Source organism: Streptomyces sp. NPDC044704, from assembly GCF_056433525.1.
Window position 1 is genome coordinate 18,469 of record NZ_JBWKGY010000014.1, and the last position, 18,159, is coordinate 36,627.

At 74.8% G+C, this 18,159-nt stretch carries 15 protein-coding genes and 1 riboswitch; of the genes, 5 read left to right on the forward strand and 10 right to left on the reverse strand.

From position 1 onward, the window contains the following. Nucleotides 1-10 precede the first annotated feature (10 nt). Nucleotides 11-856 (reverse strand): bifunctional 5,10-methylenetetrahydrofolate dehydrogenase/5,10-methenyltetrahydrofolate cyclohydrolase, encoded by an 846-nt coding sequence (locus AC07B0_RS28475; protein WP_478899271.1) that lies wholly within the window; start codon nucleotides 854-856, stop codon nucleotides 11-13. 51 nt (nucleotides 857-907) lie between these two features. Then, a riboswitch (ZMP/ZTP riboswitch) is annotated at nucleotides 908-1,000 on the reverse strand. Between the two features lie 57 nt (nucleotides 1,001-1,057). On the opposite strand from AC07B0_RS28475, the gene AC07B0_RS28480 reads away from it, so the two are divergent. Both AC07B0_RS28480 and AC07B0_RS28485 read left to right on the forward strand, forming a co-directional pair. After that, nucleotides 1,058-1,819, forward strand: a complete 762-nt coding sequence (locus tag AC07B0_RS28480; RefSeq protein WP_467293222.1) for a methyltransferase domain-containing protein — start codon at nucleotides 1,058-1,060, stop codon at nucleotides 1,817-1,819. A gap of 235 nt (nucleotides 1,820-2,054) precedes the next feature. Beyond that, on the forward strand, nucleotides 2,055-3,632 hold the full coding sequence (locus AC07B0_RS28485; protein WP_478899186.1) for an RNA polymerase sigma factor: 1,578 nt from the start codon (nucleotides 2,055-2,057) through the stop codon (nucleotides 3,630-3,632). A gap of 13 nt (nucleotides 3,633-3,645) precedes the next feature. Here AC07B0_RS28485 and AC07B0_RS28490 read toward each other — a convergent pair whose 3' ends face one another. The 5 genes from AC07B0_RS28490 to AC07B0_RS28510 form a co-directional block, all read right to left on the reverse strand. Further along, complete coding sequence (locus tag AC07B0_RS28490; protein WP_478899187.1) at nucleotides 3,646-5,460, reverse strand: vWA domain-containing protein; 1,815 nt, start codon at nucleotides 5,458-5,460, stop codon at nucleotides 3,646-3,648. After that, the gene (locus AC07B0_RS28495; RefSeq protein ID WP_356883166.1) at nucleotides 5,457-6,518 is read right to left on the reverse strand and encodes an ATP-binding protein; all 1,062 of its coding nucleotides are present in this window, start codon (nucleotides 6,516-6,518) and stop codon (nucleotides 5,457-5,459) included. Before AC07B0_RS28495 ends, AC07B0_RS28490 begins: the two co-directional genes overlap by 4 nt. 95 nt (nucleotides 6,519-6,613) lie before the next feature. Beyond that, entirely contained in the window at nucleotides 6,614-8,044 is a 1,431-nt protein-coding gene (locus AC07B0_RS28500) for an amino acid permease (protein WP_478899188.1), read from the reverse strand. Between the two features lie 75 nt (nucleotides 8,045-8,119). Further along, the gene (locus AC07B0_RS28505; RefSeq protein ID WP_478899189.1) at nucleotides 8,120-10,237 is read right to left on the reverse strand and encodes a phage holin family protein; all 2,118 of its coding nucleotides are present in this window, start codon (nucleotides 10,235-10,237) and stop codon (nucleotides 8,120-8,122) included. Between the two features lie 212 nt (nucleotides 10,238-10,449). Further along, complete coding sequence (locus AC07B0_RS28510) at nucleotides 10,450-10,854, reverse strand: hypothetical protein (protein WP_356883160.1); 405 nt, start codon at nucleotides 10,852-10,854, stop codon at nucleotides 10,450-10,452. Nucleotides 10,855-10,994: 140 nt separating this feature from the next. On the opposite strand from AC07B0_RS28510, the gene AC07B0_RS28515 reads away from it, so the two are divergent. Together AC07B0_RS28515 and AC07B0_RS28520 are read left to right on the forward strand one after the other, a co-directional pair. Next, nucleotides 10,995-11,771, forward strand: coding sequence for an MBL fold metallo-hydrolase (locus AC07B0_RS28515; protein WP_356883158.1), 777 nt, complete (start codon nucleotides 10,995-10,997; stop codon nucleotides 11,769-11,771). Beyond that, nucleotides 11,768-12,391 (forward strand): DedA family protein, encoded by a 624-nt coding sequence (locus tag AC07B0_RS28520; protein WP_467293210.1) that lies wholly within the window; start codon nucleotides 11,768-11,770, stop codon nucleotides 12,389-12,391. The genes AC07B0_RS28515 and AC07B0_RS28520 overlap by 4 nt, the downstream gene beginning before the upstream one ends. 36 nt (nucleotides 12,392-12,427) lie before the next feature. Here the strand turns inward: AC07B0_RS28520 and AC07B0_RS28525 are convergent, their stop codons facing one another. The 4 genes from AC07B0_RS28525 to AC07B0_RS28540 are packed head-to-tail and all read right to left on the reverse strand — an operon-like array spanning nucleotide 12,428 to nucleotide 16,944. Next, nucleotides 12,428-13,846 (reverse strand): amidase, encoded by a 1,419-nt coding sequence (locus AC07B0_RS28525; protein WP_478899190.1) that lies wholly within the window; start codon nucleotides 13,844-13,846, stop codon nucleotides 12,428-12,430. Then, nucleotides 13,833-14,540 carry a formylglycine-generating enzyme family protein gene (locus AC07B0_RS28530; RefSeq protein WP_469384578.1) on the reverse strand — a complete coding sequence of 236 codons (708 nt, stop codon included), beginning with the start codon at nucleotides 14,538-14,540 and terminating at the stop codon, nucleotides 13,833-13,835. The genes AC07B0_RS28525 and AC07B0_RS28530 overlap by 14 nt, the downstream gene beginning before the upstream one ends. A gap of 43 nt (nucleotides 14,541-14,583) precedes the next feature. After that, a complete protein-coding gene (locus AC07B0_RS28535) occupies nucleotides 14,584-15,660 on the reverse strand; it encodes an MBL fold metallo-hydrolase (RefSeq protein WP_478899191.1) in 1,077 nt (358 codons plus the stop codon). 24 nt (nucleotides 15,661-15,684) lie between these two features. Then, nucleotides 15,685-16,944, reverse strand: a complete 1,260-nt coding sequence (locus tag AC07B0_RS28540; RefSeq protein ID WP_469384574.1) for an aminotransferase class I/II-fold pyridoxal phosphate-dependent enzyme — start codon at nucleotides 16,942-16,944, stop codon at nucleotides 15,685-15,687. A 286-nt stretch (nucleotides 16,945-17,230) separates the two neighbouring features. Here AC07B0_RS28540 and AC07B0_RS28545 point away from each other — a divergent pair, with 286 nt between their 5' ends. Next, entirely contained in the window at nucleotides 17,231-18,118 is an 888-nt protein-coding gene (locus tag AC07B0_RS28545) for a methyltransferase domain-containing protein (RefSeq protein WP_478899192.1), read from the forward strand. The last annotated feature ends 41 nt before the right edge of the window (nucleotides 18,119-18,159 follow it).

Consider the following 18,159-nt stretch of genomic DNA (forward strand, 5'->3'; position numbering starts at 1 on the left):
GCGGAAGGGGTCAGAGTTCCGCGAGGTCCAGTCCGGCCTGCGCGGCGGCGGCCCGGACGGTCTGCTCCAGCAGCACGGCGATGGTCATGGGGCCGACGCCGCCGGGCACGGGGGTGATCAGGGAGGCGCGGGCGGCGGCCGACTCGAAGTGGACGTCGCCGACGTTGCCCTCGTTGTAGCCGGCGTCCAGGACGACGGCGCCGGGCTTGATGTCCTCGCCGCGGATGAACTCGGCCTTGCCGACGGCGGCCACGAGCACGTCCGCCTGGCGCACGATCGAGGGCAGGTCGACGGTGCGGGAGTGACAGTAGGTGACCGTGGCGTTGCGCTCCAGCAGGAGCATGCCGGCGGGCTTGCCGAGGATGGCGCTGCGGCCGACGACGACGGCGTGCTTGCCGGTGAGGTCGACGTCGTAGGCCTCCAGCAGGCGCATGATGCCGCCGGGGGTGCAGGAGACGAAGCCGGGCAGGCCGAAGCCCATGGCGGCGAAGGAGTGCATGGTGACCCCGTCGACGTCCTTGCCCGGGGCGATGGCCTCGAAGGCGGCGCGCTCGTCGATGTGGTGCGGGACGGGGTGCTGGAGCAGGATGCCGCTGATCTGCGGGTCCTCGGAGAGCTCGGTGAGGGCGGCCACCAGCTCCTCGGTGGTGGTCGTGGCCGGCAGCTCCACGTGGCGGGAGGTGATCCCGGCCTTGGCGCAACGGTTCTGCTTCATGCGTACGTACGTCACGGACGCGGGGTCCTCGCCGACCAGGACGGTCGCGAGGCAGGGTGCGGTGCCGGTGCGCTCGGTGAGCGCGGCCGCGTGGGCGGCGGTCTGCTCCGAGATGCGGCGGGCGAGGGCGGTGCCGTCCATCAGCTGGGCGGTGGCAGTCGTCACGGGGTCTCCTGAACGTCGCTGCGGATCGCGGATCGCCCAGGCGCGCGGCAGTCGACGTACGGGGTACGCCGGGCCGCTCCCCGGTGGTGATCCACCCGAACGCCAGTCACGGCCCGCCGACCACTGTAGTCGACATATCCGGTGGTTCACCGGGGCCCGAGCTGGGACGATCGAGACATGACGCGTACTTTCGACCATCTCGTCGCCGAGGCCGAATCCGTTTCCGTCGACGGCTGGGACTTCTCCTGGCTCGACGGCCGCGCCACCGAGCAGCGCCCCTCGTGGGGCTACCAGCGGCTCCTGGGCGAGCGTCTGGCCCGGGTGCGTTCCGCGCTGGACATCCAGACCGGCGGGGGCGAGGTGCTCGCCGGGTCCGGACCGCTGCCGCCGCTGACGGTGGCCACCGAGTCCTGGCCGCCGAACATCCTGAAGGCGACACGGCTGCTGCACCCGCTGGGCGCGGTGGTGGTCGCGGACGCCGACGAGCCGCCGCTGCCCTTCGGTGACGAGGCCTTCGAGCTGGTCGCCAGCCGGCATCCGGTGACCATCTGGTGGGACGAGATCGCCCGGGTGCTGGAACCGGGCGGCACCTACCTGTCCCAGCAGGTCGGCCCGGCGAGCGTCTTCGAGCTCGTCGAGTACTTCCTCGGCCCCCAGCCGGAGGAGGTGCGGCGCGGCCGGCACCCCGACGACGCGGTCGCCGACGCCACGAAAGCGGGCCTGGAGGTGGTCGATCTGCGCTCCGAACGACTGCGGACGGAGTTCCATGACATCGGAGCCGTGATCTACTTTCTACGGAAGGTGATCTGGATGGTGCCCGGCTTCACGGTCGGGCAGTACCGGGACCGGCTGCGCGAGCTCCACGAACGGATCGAACGCGAGGGCCCGTTCGTCGCGCACACCGCCCGCTTCCTCATCGAAGCCCGCAAAAAGGGCTGAGATGAGGCCTTGCGGGAAGCGGTCGCGAGGCGGACGGATCTCCGCCGGATCGGTTGCGCGGCCACAGCGTGGCGCAGGTCACTCAATTCAGCGCGTAACGAATCGACTCGGGCATGCGATGAACCGACAGGTGTCCTCGCGCGGCCCGGAATACAGACCCCCCTCGGGTCTGTTTCCCGAGTTCGCGCGATGATGTCCCGCTCACCCCTTATCTGTTCGCAACGAGAGGCTCCTTGTGTCGCTCAGCCCGTCCCGTACGTTCCCTCCGGAGATCGCCGAATCGGAGGCCCTCGTCGCGCTCGTCGAGCGCGGCCGCGAGCAGGGTCACATCAACGGTGACGATGTGCGCCAGGCCTTCGAGGCCGGCCGCATCCCGGTGGACCAGTGGAAGCGGGTCCTGCGCAGCCTGAACCAGGTCCTGGACGAGGAGGGCGTCGCCCTCCACGTCAGCGCCGCCCCCGCCACCAAGGCTCCCGCGAAGAAGCCCCGCAAGGCGGCCGCGGCCCCCGCCCGCACCGTGACCAAGAAGGCGGCCGCCGCGCCGCGCCCCATCGGCGCGCGCAAGACGGCCGCCCCGGCCACCGCCGCGGCGATATCCGCATCGCCGGCCGGCGCCGAGGACGAGGTGACGGCCGAGGCCGCCGCCGAGCCCAAGAAGCGCACGGTCAAGAAGACCGCCGTCAAGAAGGCCACGGCGACCAAGAAGACCGCCGCCACGAAGAAGGCCGGTGCCAAGGACTCCGACGAGGGCGAGACCCCCGCCGTCGAGGGCGAGGACTGGGCGGCCGAGGACCTCGCCGACGAGGCCGAGGAGGAGGCGCCCAAGACGGGCGGCACCCAGGGCTTCGTCCTGTCCGACGACGACGAGGACGACGCCCCGGCGCAGACGGTCATGGTGGCCGGTGCCACCGCCGACCCCGTCAAGGACTACCTGAAGCTGATCGGCAAGGTGCCGCTCCTCAACGCCGAGCAGGAGGTCGAGCTCGCCAAGCGCATCGAGGCGGGCCTGTTCTCCGAGTACAAGCTCGAAGAGGAGGAGGACCACAAGCCCGCGTTCAAGCGCGAGCTGGAGATCCTCGTCGAGGACGGCCGCCGCGCCAAGAACCACCTGCTGGAGGCCAACCTCCGTCTCGTGGTCTCCCTGGCCAAGCGCTACACCGGCCGCGGCATGCTCTTCCTGGACCTGATCCAGGAGGGCAACGTCGGTCTGATCCGCGCGGTGGAGAAGTTCGACTACACCAAGGGCTTCAAGTTCTCCACGTACGCCACCTGGTGGATCCGGCAGGCGATCACGCGTGCCATGGCCGACCAGTCGCGCACGATCCGCATCCCCGTGCACATGGTCGAGATCATCAACAAGCTCGCCCGCGTGCAGCGCCAGATGCTCCAGGACCTGGGCCGCGAGCCCACCCCGGAGGAGCTGGGCAAGGAACTCGACATGACCCCCGAGAAGGTCATCGAGGTCCAGAAGTACGGCCGCGAGCCGATCTCCCTGCACACCCCCCTGGGTGAGGAGGGCGACAGCGAGTTCGGTGACCTCATCGAGGACTCCGAGGCGGTCGTGCCGGCCGACGCGGTGTCGTTCACCTTCCTCCAGGAGCAGCTCCAGTCCATCCTGGGCACGCTCTCGGAGCGCGAGGCGGGCGTGGTCTCCATGCGGTACGGCCTCAACGACGGCCAGCCGAAGACCCTGGACGAGATCGGCCGCGTGTACGGGGTCACCCGTGAGCGCATCCGTCAGATCGAGTCCAAGACCATGTCGAAGCTGCGCCACCCGTCGCGTTCGCAGGTGCTGCGCGACTACCTCGACTAAACCCTCGGGGTCCTCAGGCGAGCCGGAACACCGGCCCCCTGGGGGTGAACGGCAGGGAGGCACCCTGCGGAACCAGATAGGCGTGCTCGCGCCGGATCCGCAGGGTGTCGCACCACCCGTCCGTGATCACCAGCACCGGTGCGCCGGGCGGGAAGTCCTCCGCCCGCAGCAGCAGGTCGATGCCCGGCTGGAGCACCGTGCCGCCCCGGCCGCGCACCCGTACCCGGCCCGCGATCTCGGTCGGGGGCAGATAGCCCGCGTCGTACGGCGCCGCGTCGCAGAACACGACGCGGGCGGCCGGTACGTCGCGGGCTTCCGCGTACGAGGCGATCGCGCCCAGCGCCTTGCCGAGCAGGGCGGTGTCCATGGAGCCCGAGGTGTCGAGCACCACCCCGAAGGTGCAGCGGGCGATCTCCTCGGGCGGGAAGTGGCGGCCCGCGCGGGGGATGTCCGGGGTCGACGCCTGGCGGCGCGCCGGGCGCGCGTAGGAACGTACGGGCTCCGGCCGGGGAACGTACTCGTCGAACCAGCGGGCGAGCCGCGCGTCCCAGGGCACCGGCGGGTGGGCCAGGGCGCGGATCTCCTCGACCAGGCCGGCGGGCAGCAGTCCGCGGTCCCCGTGCGCGTGCAGGTCGAAGCCCTGGACCAGGCCGCGCCGGTAGAACTCGTCCAGGTCCGTGTACGGCACGCTCGCCGGGTGGGACAGGGGCTCGCCCAGGATGTCCCCGACGCCCTTGCCGCGCAGGGTGGCGAGCCGGCGGCCGCGGCGCAGGCCGGTGGCGATGAGGTCGTAGACCTCCTCGACGGACAGGCCGCTCAGGGCGGGATCGTGCAGCAGTCCGTCGGGCATGTCCCCGACGTCCATCTCGACGAGCCAGCCGTTGACCACGTAGTCGGCGGCGACGTTGTGCAGGTACGGGTCGCGGGCGCCGCGGCGCTCTCCGTGGCGCAGGGCGGCGTGCAGCATCTCGTGGGCCAGGACGAACCGCCACTCGCCGTCGGTGAGGGTGCGCAGCGGGTTGACGTAGATCTCCCCGGCGCTCGCGCTGACGGCGGCGACGGCGATGCCGTTCGCGCGGGCCACCTCGGCGTCCGCGACGATCGTCAGGCCCCCGGCGAGCCCGCCGAGCAGCGGGTACGAGGAGACGAACCAGTTCAGGGCCCGGTCCCAGGGGTGCTGGCGCAGGCGCTCGCCGGTGGCCCGGTCGCGGCGGCCTCCGGCGACGTCCATGGCGGCGGAGACGCTGCGGGTCAGGGCGTGCGCGAAGGCGGTCTCCCAGTCCGGGACGGCCGTGTTCCAGGAGTTCCAGGCCACGAGGAGCTGGTCGGGGCCGTCCCCGGCGGTGCCGCACTGCTCGTACGCGGCGGGGATGCCGTCGCGGCGCCAGCGGGCGGCCAGGGCGTCCTCGTCGCCGCCGGGGTAGCCGGCGGGCAGGTGGTCGGGGGCCCGGCCGGCCGGGAAGGTCAGCAGGAAGCGGTTGACGACGGCGCAGCGGGCGGCGAGGTCGAAGCGGTCGGGCCGGGGCCGGTCCGGGTCCTCGGCGGCCGGGACGTGGCCGAAGCCGAGGTGGAGGAAGGCGTGGGCGAGGGCCCAGGCCCACTCGGCCGGTTCGGCGCGCCGGGTGGGGTGGACGTGGACGGTGCCGTTGGAGTCCACCGCGGCCAGACCCGAGGCGGGGGTGTCCGGGCACTTCGCCGGGCGGCAGATCCTGGCTTCGACGGCGGCGAGCGCGGGGTTGCGCTTGACCAGGGCGAGTCCCTCGGCGAAGGCCCGGTCGGCGGGGTCGGGCCCGGCTTCCTTCCGGGCGCGGCCGCGCGCGGCGCTCATCGGCGGGCCTCGACCAGGCGGGGCATGTCACGGGCCGCCTCGACGAGGAACCAGGACGGCAGGACGGGCAGGCCGTCGGCGTCGTCGGCGATGACGGTCTGGGCGACCTCGACGGAGATCTCGGCGAGCTGCACGAGCAGTGACTTGGCCCGGTGGGAGATCTGCCGGACGGCGGGCGAGACGTGTTCCTTGCGGGCCGGGAGTTCCTTGACGAGGCGGCCGCGGAAGGCGTCGGCGAGGTAGTAGAGCAGGTCGCGGTCGGCGAGGCGGGTGGGCCAGGAGGCCTCGCCCTTGAAGATCGCCTCGATGCCGAAGGAGTGCCGGACGATCTTGGCGTAGCCGCAGAAGGAGACGGCGTGCGCCGGGGTGAGGGTGCCGTGGGCCACGACCTTGAGGGTCTCCTCGTCCAGTCCGGTCCCGAAGGAGTGCAGGGCGTCCGAGAGCATGTGCCAGGAACGCGGCGTGGAGAACGGCTCCTCGGTCTTCGGCGGCTGCGACCAGAGGTGGTCAGGGCGGTCGGTGAGGTAGTCGGTGATCCAGGGGTGGATGCCGTGCTCGCCGGCCCAGACCAGCCAGTCCTGTGCGGAGGCCCGCAGGTGGACGTGGGTGAGGCGGTTGACGAGGGCGGAGGCGATGGGCCGGGCGAGGGCGTTGTCGGTGGCGCGGTTGCCCGCGCCGATGACGATGGAGCCGGCGGGCAGCTCGTAGGAGCCGATGCGCCGGTCGAGGATCAGCGAGTAGAAGGCCTTCTGGACGTCGGGGCTCGCTGCGTTGAGTTCGTCGAGGAAGAGGCAGTACGGCTCGTCGCGGGCGATGGCCTCCGGCGGGCAGAACACGGAGCGGCCGTCGCGGATCTGGGGGACGCCGATCAGGTCCTCGGGGGCGAGCTGGGTACCGAGGAGGCTGACGCACTCCAGGCCCAGCGAGTCGGCGAACTTCCGCACGAGCGAGGACTTGCCGATGCCCGGCGCCCCCCAGAGGAACACCGGCCGTACGGTGGCGAGGCCGAGGAGGAGTTCGGGGATCTGGGCGGGGGTGACGGTGGCGGCTGCCTGCACGGGTGCGGTCGTCCTTCGGGGCCGGGGGCTGTGGTGCGCCCAGTGTGTGCGCACCGCGGCCCCCGGAGCACCCGGTTTTCCCGCGTCGACGGTTCCTAGCCGGCGGCTCCGCGCTGGCGGCGGGCGGCCATGAGGGCGTAGAGGAGGACGCCGGCGAAGAGGAACAGGACGCCCTGGTAGACGGCGGCGTAGCCGGAGCCGGCGACGAGCCACATGGAGAAGCCGAAGGCGAGGCAGGCGAGGGCGGCGTCGCGGACCAGGCGGCCGCGGTGGACCCGCTCGGACCGGCCGGAGAGGAGGAAGAAGATCTGCGCGGCGGTGGACAGCAGGTAGGGAACGGTCGCGGTGAAGGTGGTGACGAGGACCAGGACCTCGAAGACGCCCTCGGATCCGGCGGTGTAGTTGTAGACGGTCAGCCCGGAGGCCAGGACGACAGTGACGAGGACGCCGGCCACGGGGACCCCGCGCCGCTTGGTCGCGAAGACCTTCGGGAAGAGCCCGTCCCGGGCGGCCGCGTACGGGGTCTGCGCGCTGAGCAGGGTCCAGCCGTTGAGCGCGCCGACCATCGAGACCACCGCGGCGCAGGCGACGAGCGTGCCGCCCCAGGTGCCGCCGAACATGGCGTTGACGGCGTCGGTGAAGGGGGCTTCGGAGGAGACCAGCCGGTCGTGGGCGACCAGCCCGAACACGGCGAGGGTGCCGAGCAGGTAGACGGTGGCGGCGCCCGCGGTGCCGAGGACGGTGGCGCGGCCGACGTTGCGGGCCGGGTCGCGGACCTCGCCGGCGCTGACGGCGGCGGACTCGACGCCCAGGTAGCTGAAGAGCAGGATCGCGGCGGAGGCGGAGACGGCTCCGACGGCGCTCTGGTCGGTGGCCCGGAAGGGGCCGAGGTTGGCCGGGTCGAAGAAGAACAGTCCGCCGACGGCCACGAGCAGCAGGGGGACGAGCTTCAGCACGGTCGCGACGAGCTGGACCGCGCCCACGTACCGGGTGCCGGCCAGGTTGGCGAGGGCGGGCAGCCACTGGACGGCCAGGGCGGCCAGGCACATGGACCACTTGTGGTCCCCGATCGCGGGGAAGAGCACGGAGAGGTAGCCGACGGCCGCGACCGCGAGGGCGGCGTTCGAGACCCAGGTGGTGATCCAGTAGCTGTAGGCGGCGAGGAAGCCCGCGAAGTCGCCGAACGCGGCGCGGACGTAGACGTACGGCCCGCCGGTCTGCGGGTGCCGTTCGGCGAGGCGGCCGAAGACCAGGGCGAGGGCGATCGCGCCGAGGGTCAGCACACCGAAGGCGAGCAGGCTGACGGTGCCGAAGGGGGCGACCGAGGCGGGGAGGAGGAAGATCCCGCCGCCGATGATGTTGCCCATGACCAGGCAGACGGCGGTCGGGAGGCCGAAGCGGCGGGCGTGCGGACCGCCGCCCTGGCCGGCGGGTCCCGTGGCCGCGGCGGCCCCGGCGGGTCCGGTGGCCTCCGCGGGGCCCGTGGCCCCGGTGGTGGTCGGGGCTGGGGCTGCGGTGCTGGTCATCGGGGGTGCGCCTCGGAATGTCTCACATGCTGGTCAGGACGCCCCATGGTCGGGCACCGTGAACTCCGCACCAAATCACCGGGTTTCGTCCGGTGCGGGCACCCCTGCGGAAGGAAAGGTTCCGTCCGGGTCGGCCTCCCGCCGGGGATCCTCCTCCGGCCGGTCCGCGAGCGGCACCTGGGGGCCGTCCGCCTCGCGCAGCCAGCGGCGCAGGACATCGTGCACCGCCTCGGCACCCACCAGCTCCCGGCCCGGGTCCGACAGTTCCGTGGGCCACATCAGGAACGGGTGCCCCTGCTCCCCGCCGAGACCGCCGTGCGAGCCGATCTGCTCCTCGAAGGCGTGCACGGCCCCGCTCACCGGGTCGTACGCCGAGTTGACCATGATGTCGGCCACGTGCGGGAAGGAGTCCGTCCGGCGGACCGCGTCGGCCGCGCCCGGCCCGAACGCCGCCAGCAGCTCCTCCGCCGCCCCCGGTACGTCCAGCCGCGCCGACGCGCCGTCCGGGCCGAGCACCTCGCCGTCCACCAGCAGGAACCCCACCCCGGGGTGGTTGGCCAGGGTGGCCAGCAGGGCGGGGTGGGCCCGCTCGATCCACCGGCGCGGGGCCCGCCCGGGCAGGTCCGGGAAGGAGATCAGTCCGAGGTTGCCCGAGGCCAGCACCACCGGGTCGGAGCCCGGGGGCGGATGGACCTCCTCGCCGTCCTCCTCCTCCGGCCGGTGGAGGGCCGCCAGCACGGCCGCGCGGGCCTCGGCCCCGCTGCGCGTGCCGCCGGCCCGGCGCGAGACCGGCAGTCCGCAGCCGGCGCGGACCAGGTCCTTCAGGGTGAGTCCGTAGCGGCCGAGGAAGGTCTCCCCCGGGCTCTGGCCGTGGTCCGAGAGCAGGACGAACCGGTAGGCGCGCGGGGCGTGCTCGGCGGCCCGGGCGATGAGCGCGAGGCTCCGGTCCAGCCGGGCCAGCACCCGGTCGGTGTCCCCGCCGTGCGGGCCCGAGTGGTGCGCGACCTCGTCGTAGGCGACCAGGTCCGCGTAGACCGCGGCGCGGCCCGCCAGGGTGTCCCCGATCACCGCCGAGACGACCACGTCCCGCTCGATCACCGTCGCGAACGCCCGGATCACGGGGTACAGGCCGCCGCGCGCCACCCTGGGCTCGTCCTTGCGGGCCCGGGAGCGCAGCGACTGGCCGATCTCGCGCACCACTTCGGCGGTGAAGGAGAGGGCGGTCCGGACGGCGTTGGCCGGGTCGGAGAAGTACGCGAAGTAGCCCGCGCGGGAGCGGTTGGCGCGCCCGCGCCGGGCCGCGACGGACAGCACCAGGGCCAGCTGGTCGGCGCCGCCGCTGAACAGGTTGCCCCGGCTCGCCCCGTCCAGGGTCAGCAGCCCGCCGTCACCGGTGCGCAGGACGGCCCGCCGCTGGAGTTCGGCGGCACTGGTCGGCCGGTTGCAGACCATCACCTCGCGGGTGTCCTTCTCGTACCAGCGGAACGCCGGGACGTCGAAGTTGGAGCCGTGCAGGATGCCGAGCTGGCTGGCTCCGGTCTGGCTGGACCAGTCGGTGCGCCAGGACATGACGCGGTGGCTGCGTTCCAGCCAGCCCTCCACCGTCGGCATCAGCCCCTCGGCGGCCGCCCTGCGCAGCACCTCGTAGCCGACGCCGTCGAGCTGGAGGAAGACCAGCCCGGGGGCGGCCGGGGGCGCTCCCGGGGCGCCCGCACGGCGCTGGCGGCGCCGCCGCCGGTCGGCGAGCCGGTACAGGCGGCGCCGGTACGCCTCGTCGTCGCGCACCGCGAGCGCGGTGGAGGTGGCGGAGGCCACGGCGGACATCACCGCGGCGACGACCACCGCCGTTTCGGGGGCCAGGGTGCCCCGGTCGTCGGGGATCAGGCTGAGCGCCATCAGCAGCAGCGAGCCGTTGAGGAAGAAGACGAGCAGCCCGAGGACCAGTGCGGGGACCAGCAGCAGGGCCCGTACGAGCACCGGCCACACCAGAGCGCTCAGCAGGCCGAAGGCGCCGGCGCCCCAGCCCGCGGTCAGCCCGATCCGGGTGACGCTGTCGCCGTCGGCGGACTGGAGGCGGAAGTCGGGCAGGATCCCGGCGAGGACGAGCAGGGTCAGCGTGGACACCGCCCACACGATGACCACCCGCACCAGTGCGCCGCCCGCGGCCCGCCACCGCAACCGCCCTCGCCACACGCCCGTACCCGCCTCACGTCCCGGGCCGCGCCCCACCAGCGGCCCCCCGGCCAGCGTCGCACAGGGCGGCGGGGCGCGGCGGGCGACACGGGTGGCGCACGGACGTACGGCGGGCCGGACCGACGGGACCCCGGGCGGCACCGGCCCGGGGTGGATCCGGAAGAGCCCGGGGTGAATCCGGAAGAGCCCGGGGTGGATCCGGAAGAGGCGGCCTACGTGCCGTCGTAGCCGGCGGTCGGCATGGAGAGCCTGCGGTGCACCTCGGCCTTCATCGCGGAGGTGTACTGCGGCTCGTCCAGTCCGGCGGTCTCCAGCCGTACGCCGCGCCGCGCGCACTCGGCCGCGAACTCCTCGACGGAGCTCAGCGCCCGGGCCAGGACCCTCCGGTTGGGGGCGACGAACAGGTCGACCTGGCCGGCTTCCACGTCACACCACAGTCCGCAGTGGTCGGCCCGCAGCCCGTAGAAGAGCAGGTGCCGGGTGACCACGTAGCCCCGCTCCGCGGCCCAGCGCGCGCACATGGCGTGCTGGCTCCGGGTGTCCACGGCGAAGGGATCGGCGTCGAGTTCCTCAAGCGGGGCCAGGCTGGCGATAGCGGCCACGCGCAGCTCATCCATGGCGCCCGACCCTACTCCGATCCGGGCCCCGGGAGGAGGGGGCCGGGAGGATCCGCCCCGCTCCGGCGGCACGCCCGGCGGGACCGTGCGGACACCCCCTAAGCTCGACGGGAGGCGGGGCCGAGGGAGGGAGGACCGTGGTGGCGGTCGAGATCACCTGGTGGGGGCACGCCACGTGCACCGTGCGGGACTCGGGGGTGCGGCTGCTGACCGATCCGCTGTTCGCCCGGCGGCTCGCGCACCTGCGGCGGCGGCGCGGGGCGATGCCCCCGCCCGGGGCGGCCGAGGCGGACGTGGTGCTGGTGTCGCACCTGCACTCCGACCACCTGCACCTGCCGTCGCTGGCCCGGGTGCCGCGCGGGGCGCGGCTGGTGGTGCCGCGGGGGGCGCGCCGGGCCGTGCCGGGGCTGGAGCGGCTGGCGGGGCTGCGGGACCTGGTGGTGGCGGAGGTGGCCCCGGGCGACGAGGTGGCCGTACGGGACGGCGTACGGGTCCGGGTGGTCAGCGCGCGGCACGACGGGCGGCGGCTGCCGTTCGGGCCGCAGCGGTCCCCCGCGCTGGGGTACGTGGTCGAGGGCGCGGCGCGGACGTACTTCGCCGGGGACACCGGTCTGTTCGACACGATGGCCGAGGAGGTCGGGCCGGTGGACGTGGCGCTCCTGCCCGTCGGCGGGTGGGGGCCGTACCTGGGTCCGGGGCACCTGGACGCGGAGCGGGCCGCGCGGGCCCTGGCGGACCTGGCTCCCGCGGCGGCGGTGCCGGTGCACTACGGGACGTACTGGCCGATCGGGATGGACGCGGTGCGCCCGCACGAGTTCCACGCGCCCGGCGAGGAGTTCGCCCGGCACGCGCGGCGGCTCGCGCCGAAGGTGACGGTCCGGGTCCCGGCCCACGGGGAGCGGGTGCGGCTGCCGTGATCCCGTGGCGGGAGGCGGCGCTGGCCGCCGGCCAGGTGCCGCCGGAGACCACCCAGCAGGCGGTCGGGTATCCGGCGCTGTTCGTGCTGGTGGCGCTGGGCGCGCTGGTGCCGGTGATTCCGACGGGGGCCCTGGTGAGTACGGCGGCGGTGGTGGCGTTCCACCAGTCGCTGCCGTTCGGCCTGCTGCTGGTGTTCGTGGTGTCCGCGCTGGCGGCGTTCCTGGGGGACGTCTCGCTGTACTGGCTGGGGCAGCGCGGGGTGCGTTCGCGGGGCGGCTCGCGCTGGCTGGAGTCGCTGCGCGGGCGGGCCACGCCGGAGCGGCTGGAGCGGGCGCGGACGAAGCTCGACGAGCACGGCGTGCTGGTGCTGGTGCTGTCGCGGCTGGTGCCGGCGGGCCGGATCCCGGTGATGCTGGCCTGTCTGCTGGGCGGGCTGCCGCTGCGGCGTTTCGCCCGGGGGGACGCCCCGGCCTGCCTGGCGTGGGCGGCGACGTACGGCCTGATCGGGATCCTGGGCGGTTCGCTGTTCTCCGAGCCCTGGAAGGGCGTGGCCCTGGCCGTCGGGCTGACGCTGCTGATCAGCGTCGGCCCGGCGGTGTGGCGGCGGGTGCGGCGGTAGGCGCGGTCCGCGGCGGCGCCGCGCCCACCGCGCCCGTCAGTACGGGAGGTCCGGGGTGCGGTCGGCCCAGGGGCGGACGGCTTCGAGCTGGGCGGCGACCTGGAGGACGGTCGTCTCCTGGTGTTCCCGGCCCACCAGTTGGACGGCGAGGGGCAGTCCGTCCGAGCCGAAGCCGGCCGGGACGGAGGCGGCGGGGTGACCGGTGACGTTCCACAGGGCGGTGTAGGCGATCATCGGGAGGGAGCGGAGCATGGCGGCGGTGGTGCCGGCGCCGTCGAGGGCGCCGACCTTCCGGGGCCGGGCCGCCAGGGTCGGCGTGAGCAGCAGGTCGGCTCCGGCGAAGCAGCGGCCGGCGCGCTCCGCCATCCGCTCCCCCGCGCGGACGGCCCGTTCCACCGCGGCCTCCGGTGCCAGCCGGGCGAGCCGCAGCGTCCGGCGGGTGCGCAGCTCCAGCAGGTCGGGCCGTTCCACGGTCGCCGCTTCGGCGCGGACGCCCCCGCAGAACTGCGGCAGGAACGCCGCCGTGGTGTCGGGGTAGCGGGGGTCGGCCTCCCGTACGTCGTGGCCCAGTTCGCGCAGGATCCGTACCGTGTCGTCGAGGGCGGCGACGTGTTCGGGGTGGGGGCGCACGCCGGGCACGGCGGGTTTGGCGGAGTAGGCGATGCGCAGCCGGCCGGGTTCCGTGGACGCCGCGTGGACGAAGCTCGTGCGGGCGGGTCGTGCCGTCCAGCGGTCCCCGTCGGCCGGGCCGCTGAGGACGTCGTAGAGCAGGGCGCTGTCGAGCACCGTGCGGGTGAGCGGTCCGATCGTGCCGAGGGCGTACCAGAGGTGCGGGTGCGGGGCGGTGGGGACGCGGCCGCGCTGCGGTTTGAGGCCGAACAGGCCGCAGCAGGCGGCCGGGATCCGGATCGAACCGCCGCCGTCCCCGCCGAGCGCGGCGCCCGCGAGACCCGCGGCGACGGCGGCGGCGCTGCCCCCGCTGGAGCCGCCGGTGGTGCGGGTGGTGTTCCAGGGGTTGCGGGCGTAGCCGTGGGCGGCCGACTCCGTGAACGGCCACTGGCCGAACTCGGGCATGGTGGTCTTGCCGATGATCACCGCTCCGGCGGCCCGGAGCCGGCGGACGGCCTCGGAGTCGTGCGGGACCGGCGTCAGGTTGGCGGCGCCCCCGAAGGTCGTCACCTCCCCGGCGACGTCCAGCTCGTCCTTGACGGCGACCGGCACGCCGAGCAGCGGCCCGTCCGCGCCGGGCCCGCCCGCCGCGAGGGCCGCGTCGCGGGCGTCGGCCTCGGCCAGCGCCCGCTCCGCGAGCAGGACGCGGAAGGCGCCGAGGCGGTGGTCCAGCCGTTCGGCGCGGTGCAGGGCGGCCTCCACGAGCCGGCGCGCCGACACCTTGCCGGCGCGCACGAGTTCGGCCTGCCGGGCGGCTCCCAGGTACACGAGCTCACGGTCGTCCATCGACGTCCCCTCTCCCCTCGGTGGTGGTCACGGAACGTGCCACGCGGAACCCGACGTCCTCGACCCGGAAGCTCGGGTGGCTCCGGCGCCGGGCGGAGGCCCGGCAGCTCCAGTGCTCGTCGAACCAGCCGCCGCCGCGCAGCACCCGGTAGCTGCCGTAGGCCTCGGCGTCGTAGACGTCCCAGCACCAGTTCCAGACGTTGCCGATCATGTCGTACAGGCCCCACGCGTTGGGGAGCCTGCCGCCGACCTCGTGGACGCGCTCCTGCGAGTTGGCGCGGTACCAGGCGATCTCGTCGAGGGGCCCGTAGTGCGGCCCGCTCGTGCCGGCGCGGCAGGCGTGCTCCCATTCGGCCTCGGTGGGCAGCCGGTAGCCGTCGGCGGACGCGACGAGGTCGACGCCCTGGCCGTCGGCGTGGAAGCGGTGGGCGGGCGCGAGTCCCTCGCGTTCCGACAGGGCGTCGCAGAACCGGACGGCGTCCCACCAGGACACGCTCTCGACGGGCAGCAGGTCGCCCCGGGCGGTGCTGGGCCGGCGGCCGGTGACGTCCGCGTACAGCGCCTGGGTGACGGGGAGGGCCGCGATCCGGTACGGCGCGAGCTCCACCGTCCAGCTGCGCCGCGTCCGCCGGTCCGACAGGGTGACCCGTCCCGGCGGGACGGCGATCGTCTGCGGTCCCGCACTCGCGTCCATGAACAGGGGATCCTACGACACCAGTTCGGGGAACGGCCGGGCCCTAGGGGTCGGCTTCGAGAGTGCGCGAGGCGCCGATCGGGAGGTCCCACAGGTCCTCGCGGGGCAGGCCGGCCCGGGCCCAGGCCGCCCGGGTGCGGTGCAGGGGCTCCATGACCGGCTCCGCCGAGAGGACGAAGGCGCCCCAGTGCATGGGGGCCATCCGGCGCGCGCCGAGGTCCGTGCAGGCCCGTACGGCTTCCTCGGGGTCGGTGTGGACGTCACCGAGCCACCAACGGGGGGCGTAGGCGCCGACCGGCAGGAGGGCGAGGTCGACGGCGGGGTGGCGGCGTCCGATCTCCGCGAACCAGTGCCCGTAGCCGGTGTCGCCCGCGAAGTAGACCTTCCGGCCGGTCCCCGTGTCGGTGAGCACCCAGCCGCCCCACAGGGTCCGGCAGGTGTCGAAGGGGGTCCGCTTCGACCAGTGGTGGGCCGGTACGAAGTCGAAGCGGACGCCGCCCAGTTCGGCGGACTCCCACCAGTCGAGCTCGGTGACCCGGGTGAAGCCCCGGCGGCGGCACCAGCGGGCCAGTCCGGCCGGGACGAACAGGGGGGTGTGGCGGGGCAGCCGCTTGAGGGTGGGGGCGTCGAGGTGGTCGTAGTGGTTGTGGCTGATCACCACCGCGTCCACGGGCGGCAGGTCCTCCCAGCGGACTCCGACGGGCGTCATCCGGGCGGGGGTGCCGAGGATCCGGCGGGACCAGACGGGGTCGGTGAGCACGGTCAGGCCGCCGGCGCGCACGACCCAGCTGGCGTGTCCGGCCCAGGTGACGCAGACCGTCCCGGGGGGCGCGGGGGGCAGCGGGGCCGGGGCGCAGGGCAGGTCGGGGATCCCGCGGAGCCCCTCGGGGCCGGGCCGGAACGCCCCCTCGCGGGCGAGGCGCGCGAAGGCCCGGACCCCGGGCAGCGGCGTCGTCAGCCGGTCCGCGAACGACCGCGGCCACACCCTGACTTCCCCGGCCGGCCGCGGGGCGGGGCGGCTGCCGCCGGGCGGGGGCGCGGCGGGCGGTACGGGGCGGGCCGCGGGGCCGGGGGTGGACGCGGCGGCGCGGTGCGCGGGGGCGCCGGTCTGGTCCCTCATCCGGAAGTCTCCGTTCAGCCGCGGTCAGTCGGCCAGCCCGGCGAGAACCGACCCGAGCAGGTCCAGCGCGCCCCGGACGTGCGGCAGGGCCAGGGGATCCGGGGCGCCCAGCGCGGCCAGCCGCTCCCGCGCCGAGGCGCCCAGCAGCGGTCCGGTCGACAAGCGGACGCGCAGCGCGCCCAGTTCGTCCGCGAACCGCTGGCCGCCGGGTGTCGGCGTGCCCAGCCGGGCGCCGAGCCAGTCCTCCAGTTCCATCGCGTCGCCCACGCCGTGCCGGGCCAGTCCGGCGCGCAGCGGCGTCAGGTCCGCGTACAGGTGCCGGCCGGCCTCCGGGGGCCGGGCGAGCGCCCCCGCGGCCAGCAGCCGCCGGTGCGCGGCGGCGGCCACCGTGCCGTGCAGGGCGGCCGCCGCGTAGGCCCGTCCGGCGACGGCGTCGGGTTCGTCCAGGGCGAGGGCGGCGGCCCCGGCGACCGGGCCGGCGATCAGGGCGCCGGTGGCGGTGAGGATGTCGAGGGTGCGGGCGCGCAGCCAGGTTCCGCGCGGGGTGCCCGGCAGGCGCAGCACCGCGGCGGGCCAGCCGCCGGGGAGCAGCGCGCCGGAGAGGTCGACGAGGACGGCGGCCTGGTCGGGGAGCATCTCGGCGGGGCTGAGGACGAGGGTGTCGTGGGGCCGGTGGACGGTGTCGCGCCAGCTCTCGTCGCTGACCACGAACAGTCCGGCGGACTCCGCCGCCTCGCAGGCCTCGCGGAGCATCTCGGGCGGCGGCACGGTACCGGTCGGGTCGTCGGCCACCGACAGCAGCAGGACGCGCGGGTCGCCGCCCTCGGCGCGGACCCTGCGCACGGTCTCCAGCAGGGCGTAGGGGTCGGGTACGCCGCCGCACTCGGCCGGGGTCGGCACGTGGTAGGCCCGCCGTCCCAGCAGTCGGACCTGCGGGGTCCACCAGGCGGGACAGGGCCGGGGCAGCATGACGTCGCCGCCGTAGGCGCCGAGCAGGGCCAGCAGCAGGGCGGGGGCGCCGGGTCCCGCGGCCACGTTCTCCGGGGCGGTGGCCAGCCCGCGCCGGGCCCAGTGCCGGCAGGCGGCCTCGCGTACGGGTTCGCCGCCGCCCGGGGGCTCGGGGGCGGCCCGGTCGGCGGCGTCGGCCAGGGCGGCGGTCAGCTCGGGCAGGACGGGCAGGCCCGGCTCGGGGGCGGGGGGACCGTACCGGACGGGCCCGCGCCCCTGGGCGGCCGGGCCCCACGCCCTGGCCCGGCCCAGTCCTTCCGTCGTCCCCTCGGCCATCCCCGCCACCGTGCCCGCCTCTCCGCTGCCACCACCGACCGACCCCTGCCCTTTATACGATTATTTGGGCGCATGTGCCCGTCAGCGCCTCCTGCCGTACCGAAGGCCTGCCCCGCCCTGGCGAGCCGCCCTCCCCCGCAACCGCTCCTCGCCACCCTGCCCCGCCACGCGGCTGCCGAATCCCCTTGCGGAACAAGGGTGGTGTCCACATTCCAAAACGTAGGTCTCACATCCCGGGCGGATCACCTACGGTGATCACAACGCTTCGACGAGGAGGGGTTCCGCCATGACCGACGCCCACGACACCCGCGACACCCACAACGACCGCGACGCCCACGACGCCCGCGCTGCCGCCGACACGCCCCACGAGACGGCCGTCTACACCCACGGCCACCACGAGTCGGTCCTGCGCTCGCACCGCTGGCGCACCGCCGCCAACTCGGCGGCCTACCTGACCGGCCACCTGCGCGCGGGGATGCGGGTCCTGGACGTGGGCTGCGGTCCCGGCACCATCACCGCGGACCTGGCGGAACTGGTGGCCCCCGGAGGCCGGGTGACGGCCGTGGACGCGGCGCCGGACGTGATCGAGCAGGCCCGCGCCCACGCCGCGGAACGCGGACTGGGCGACGCCGTCGACTTCGGCACGGCGGACGTCCACGCCCTGGACTTCCCCGACGGATCCTTCGACGTGGTCCACGCCCACCAGGTGCTGCAACACGTGGGCGACCCGGTCCGGGCCCTGCGCGAGATGCGCCGGGTGTGCCGGCCGGGCGGGATCGTGGCCGTGCGCGACGCCGACTACGCGGCGATGACCTGGTACCCGGCGACGCCCGGCCTGGAGGAGTGGCTGAGCCTGTACCGGCGGGTGGCCCGCGCCAACGGGGGCGAGCCCGACGCCGGGCGCCGGCTGCTGTCGTGGGCCCGGGCGGCGGGCTTCACGGAGGTCGCGGCGTCCGCGACGTCCTGGTGCTACGCCACCGCCGACGAGGTCGCCTGGTGGTCCTCCCTGTGGGCGGACCGCACGACGGCCTCCGCGTACGCGGCCATCGCGACGGACGGCGGCCACGCCACCCGGACCGGCCTGGACGCCATCGCCGACGCCTGGCACACCTGGGGCGCGGCCCCCGACGCCTGGTTCTCGGTCCTGAACGGCGAACTGGTCTGCCGCGCGTAGCAGTGACGCGTAGCAGTAACGCGCAGCAGTAAAGGGCGCCG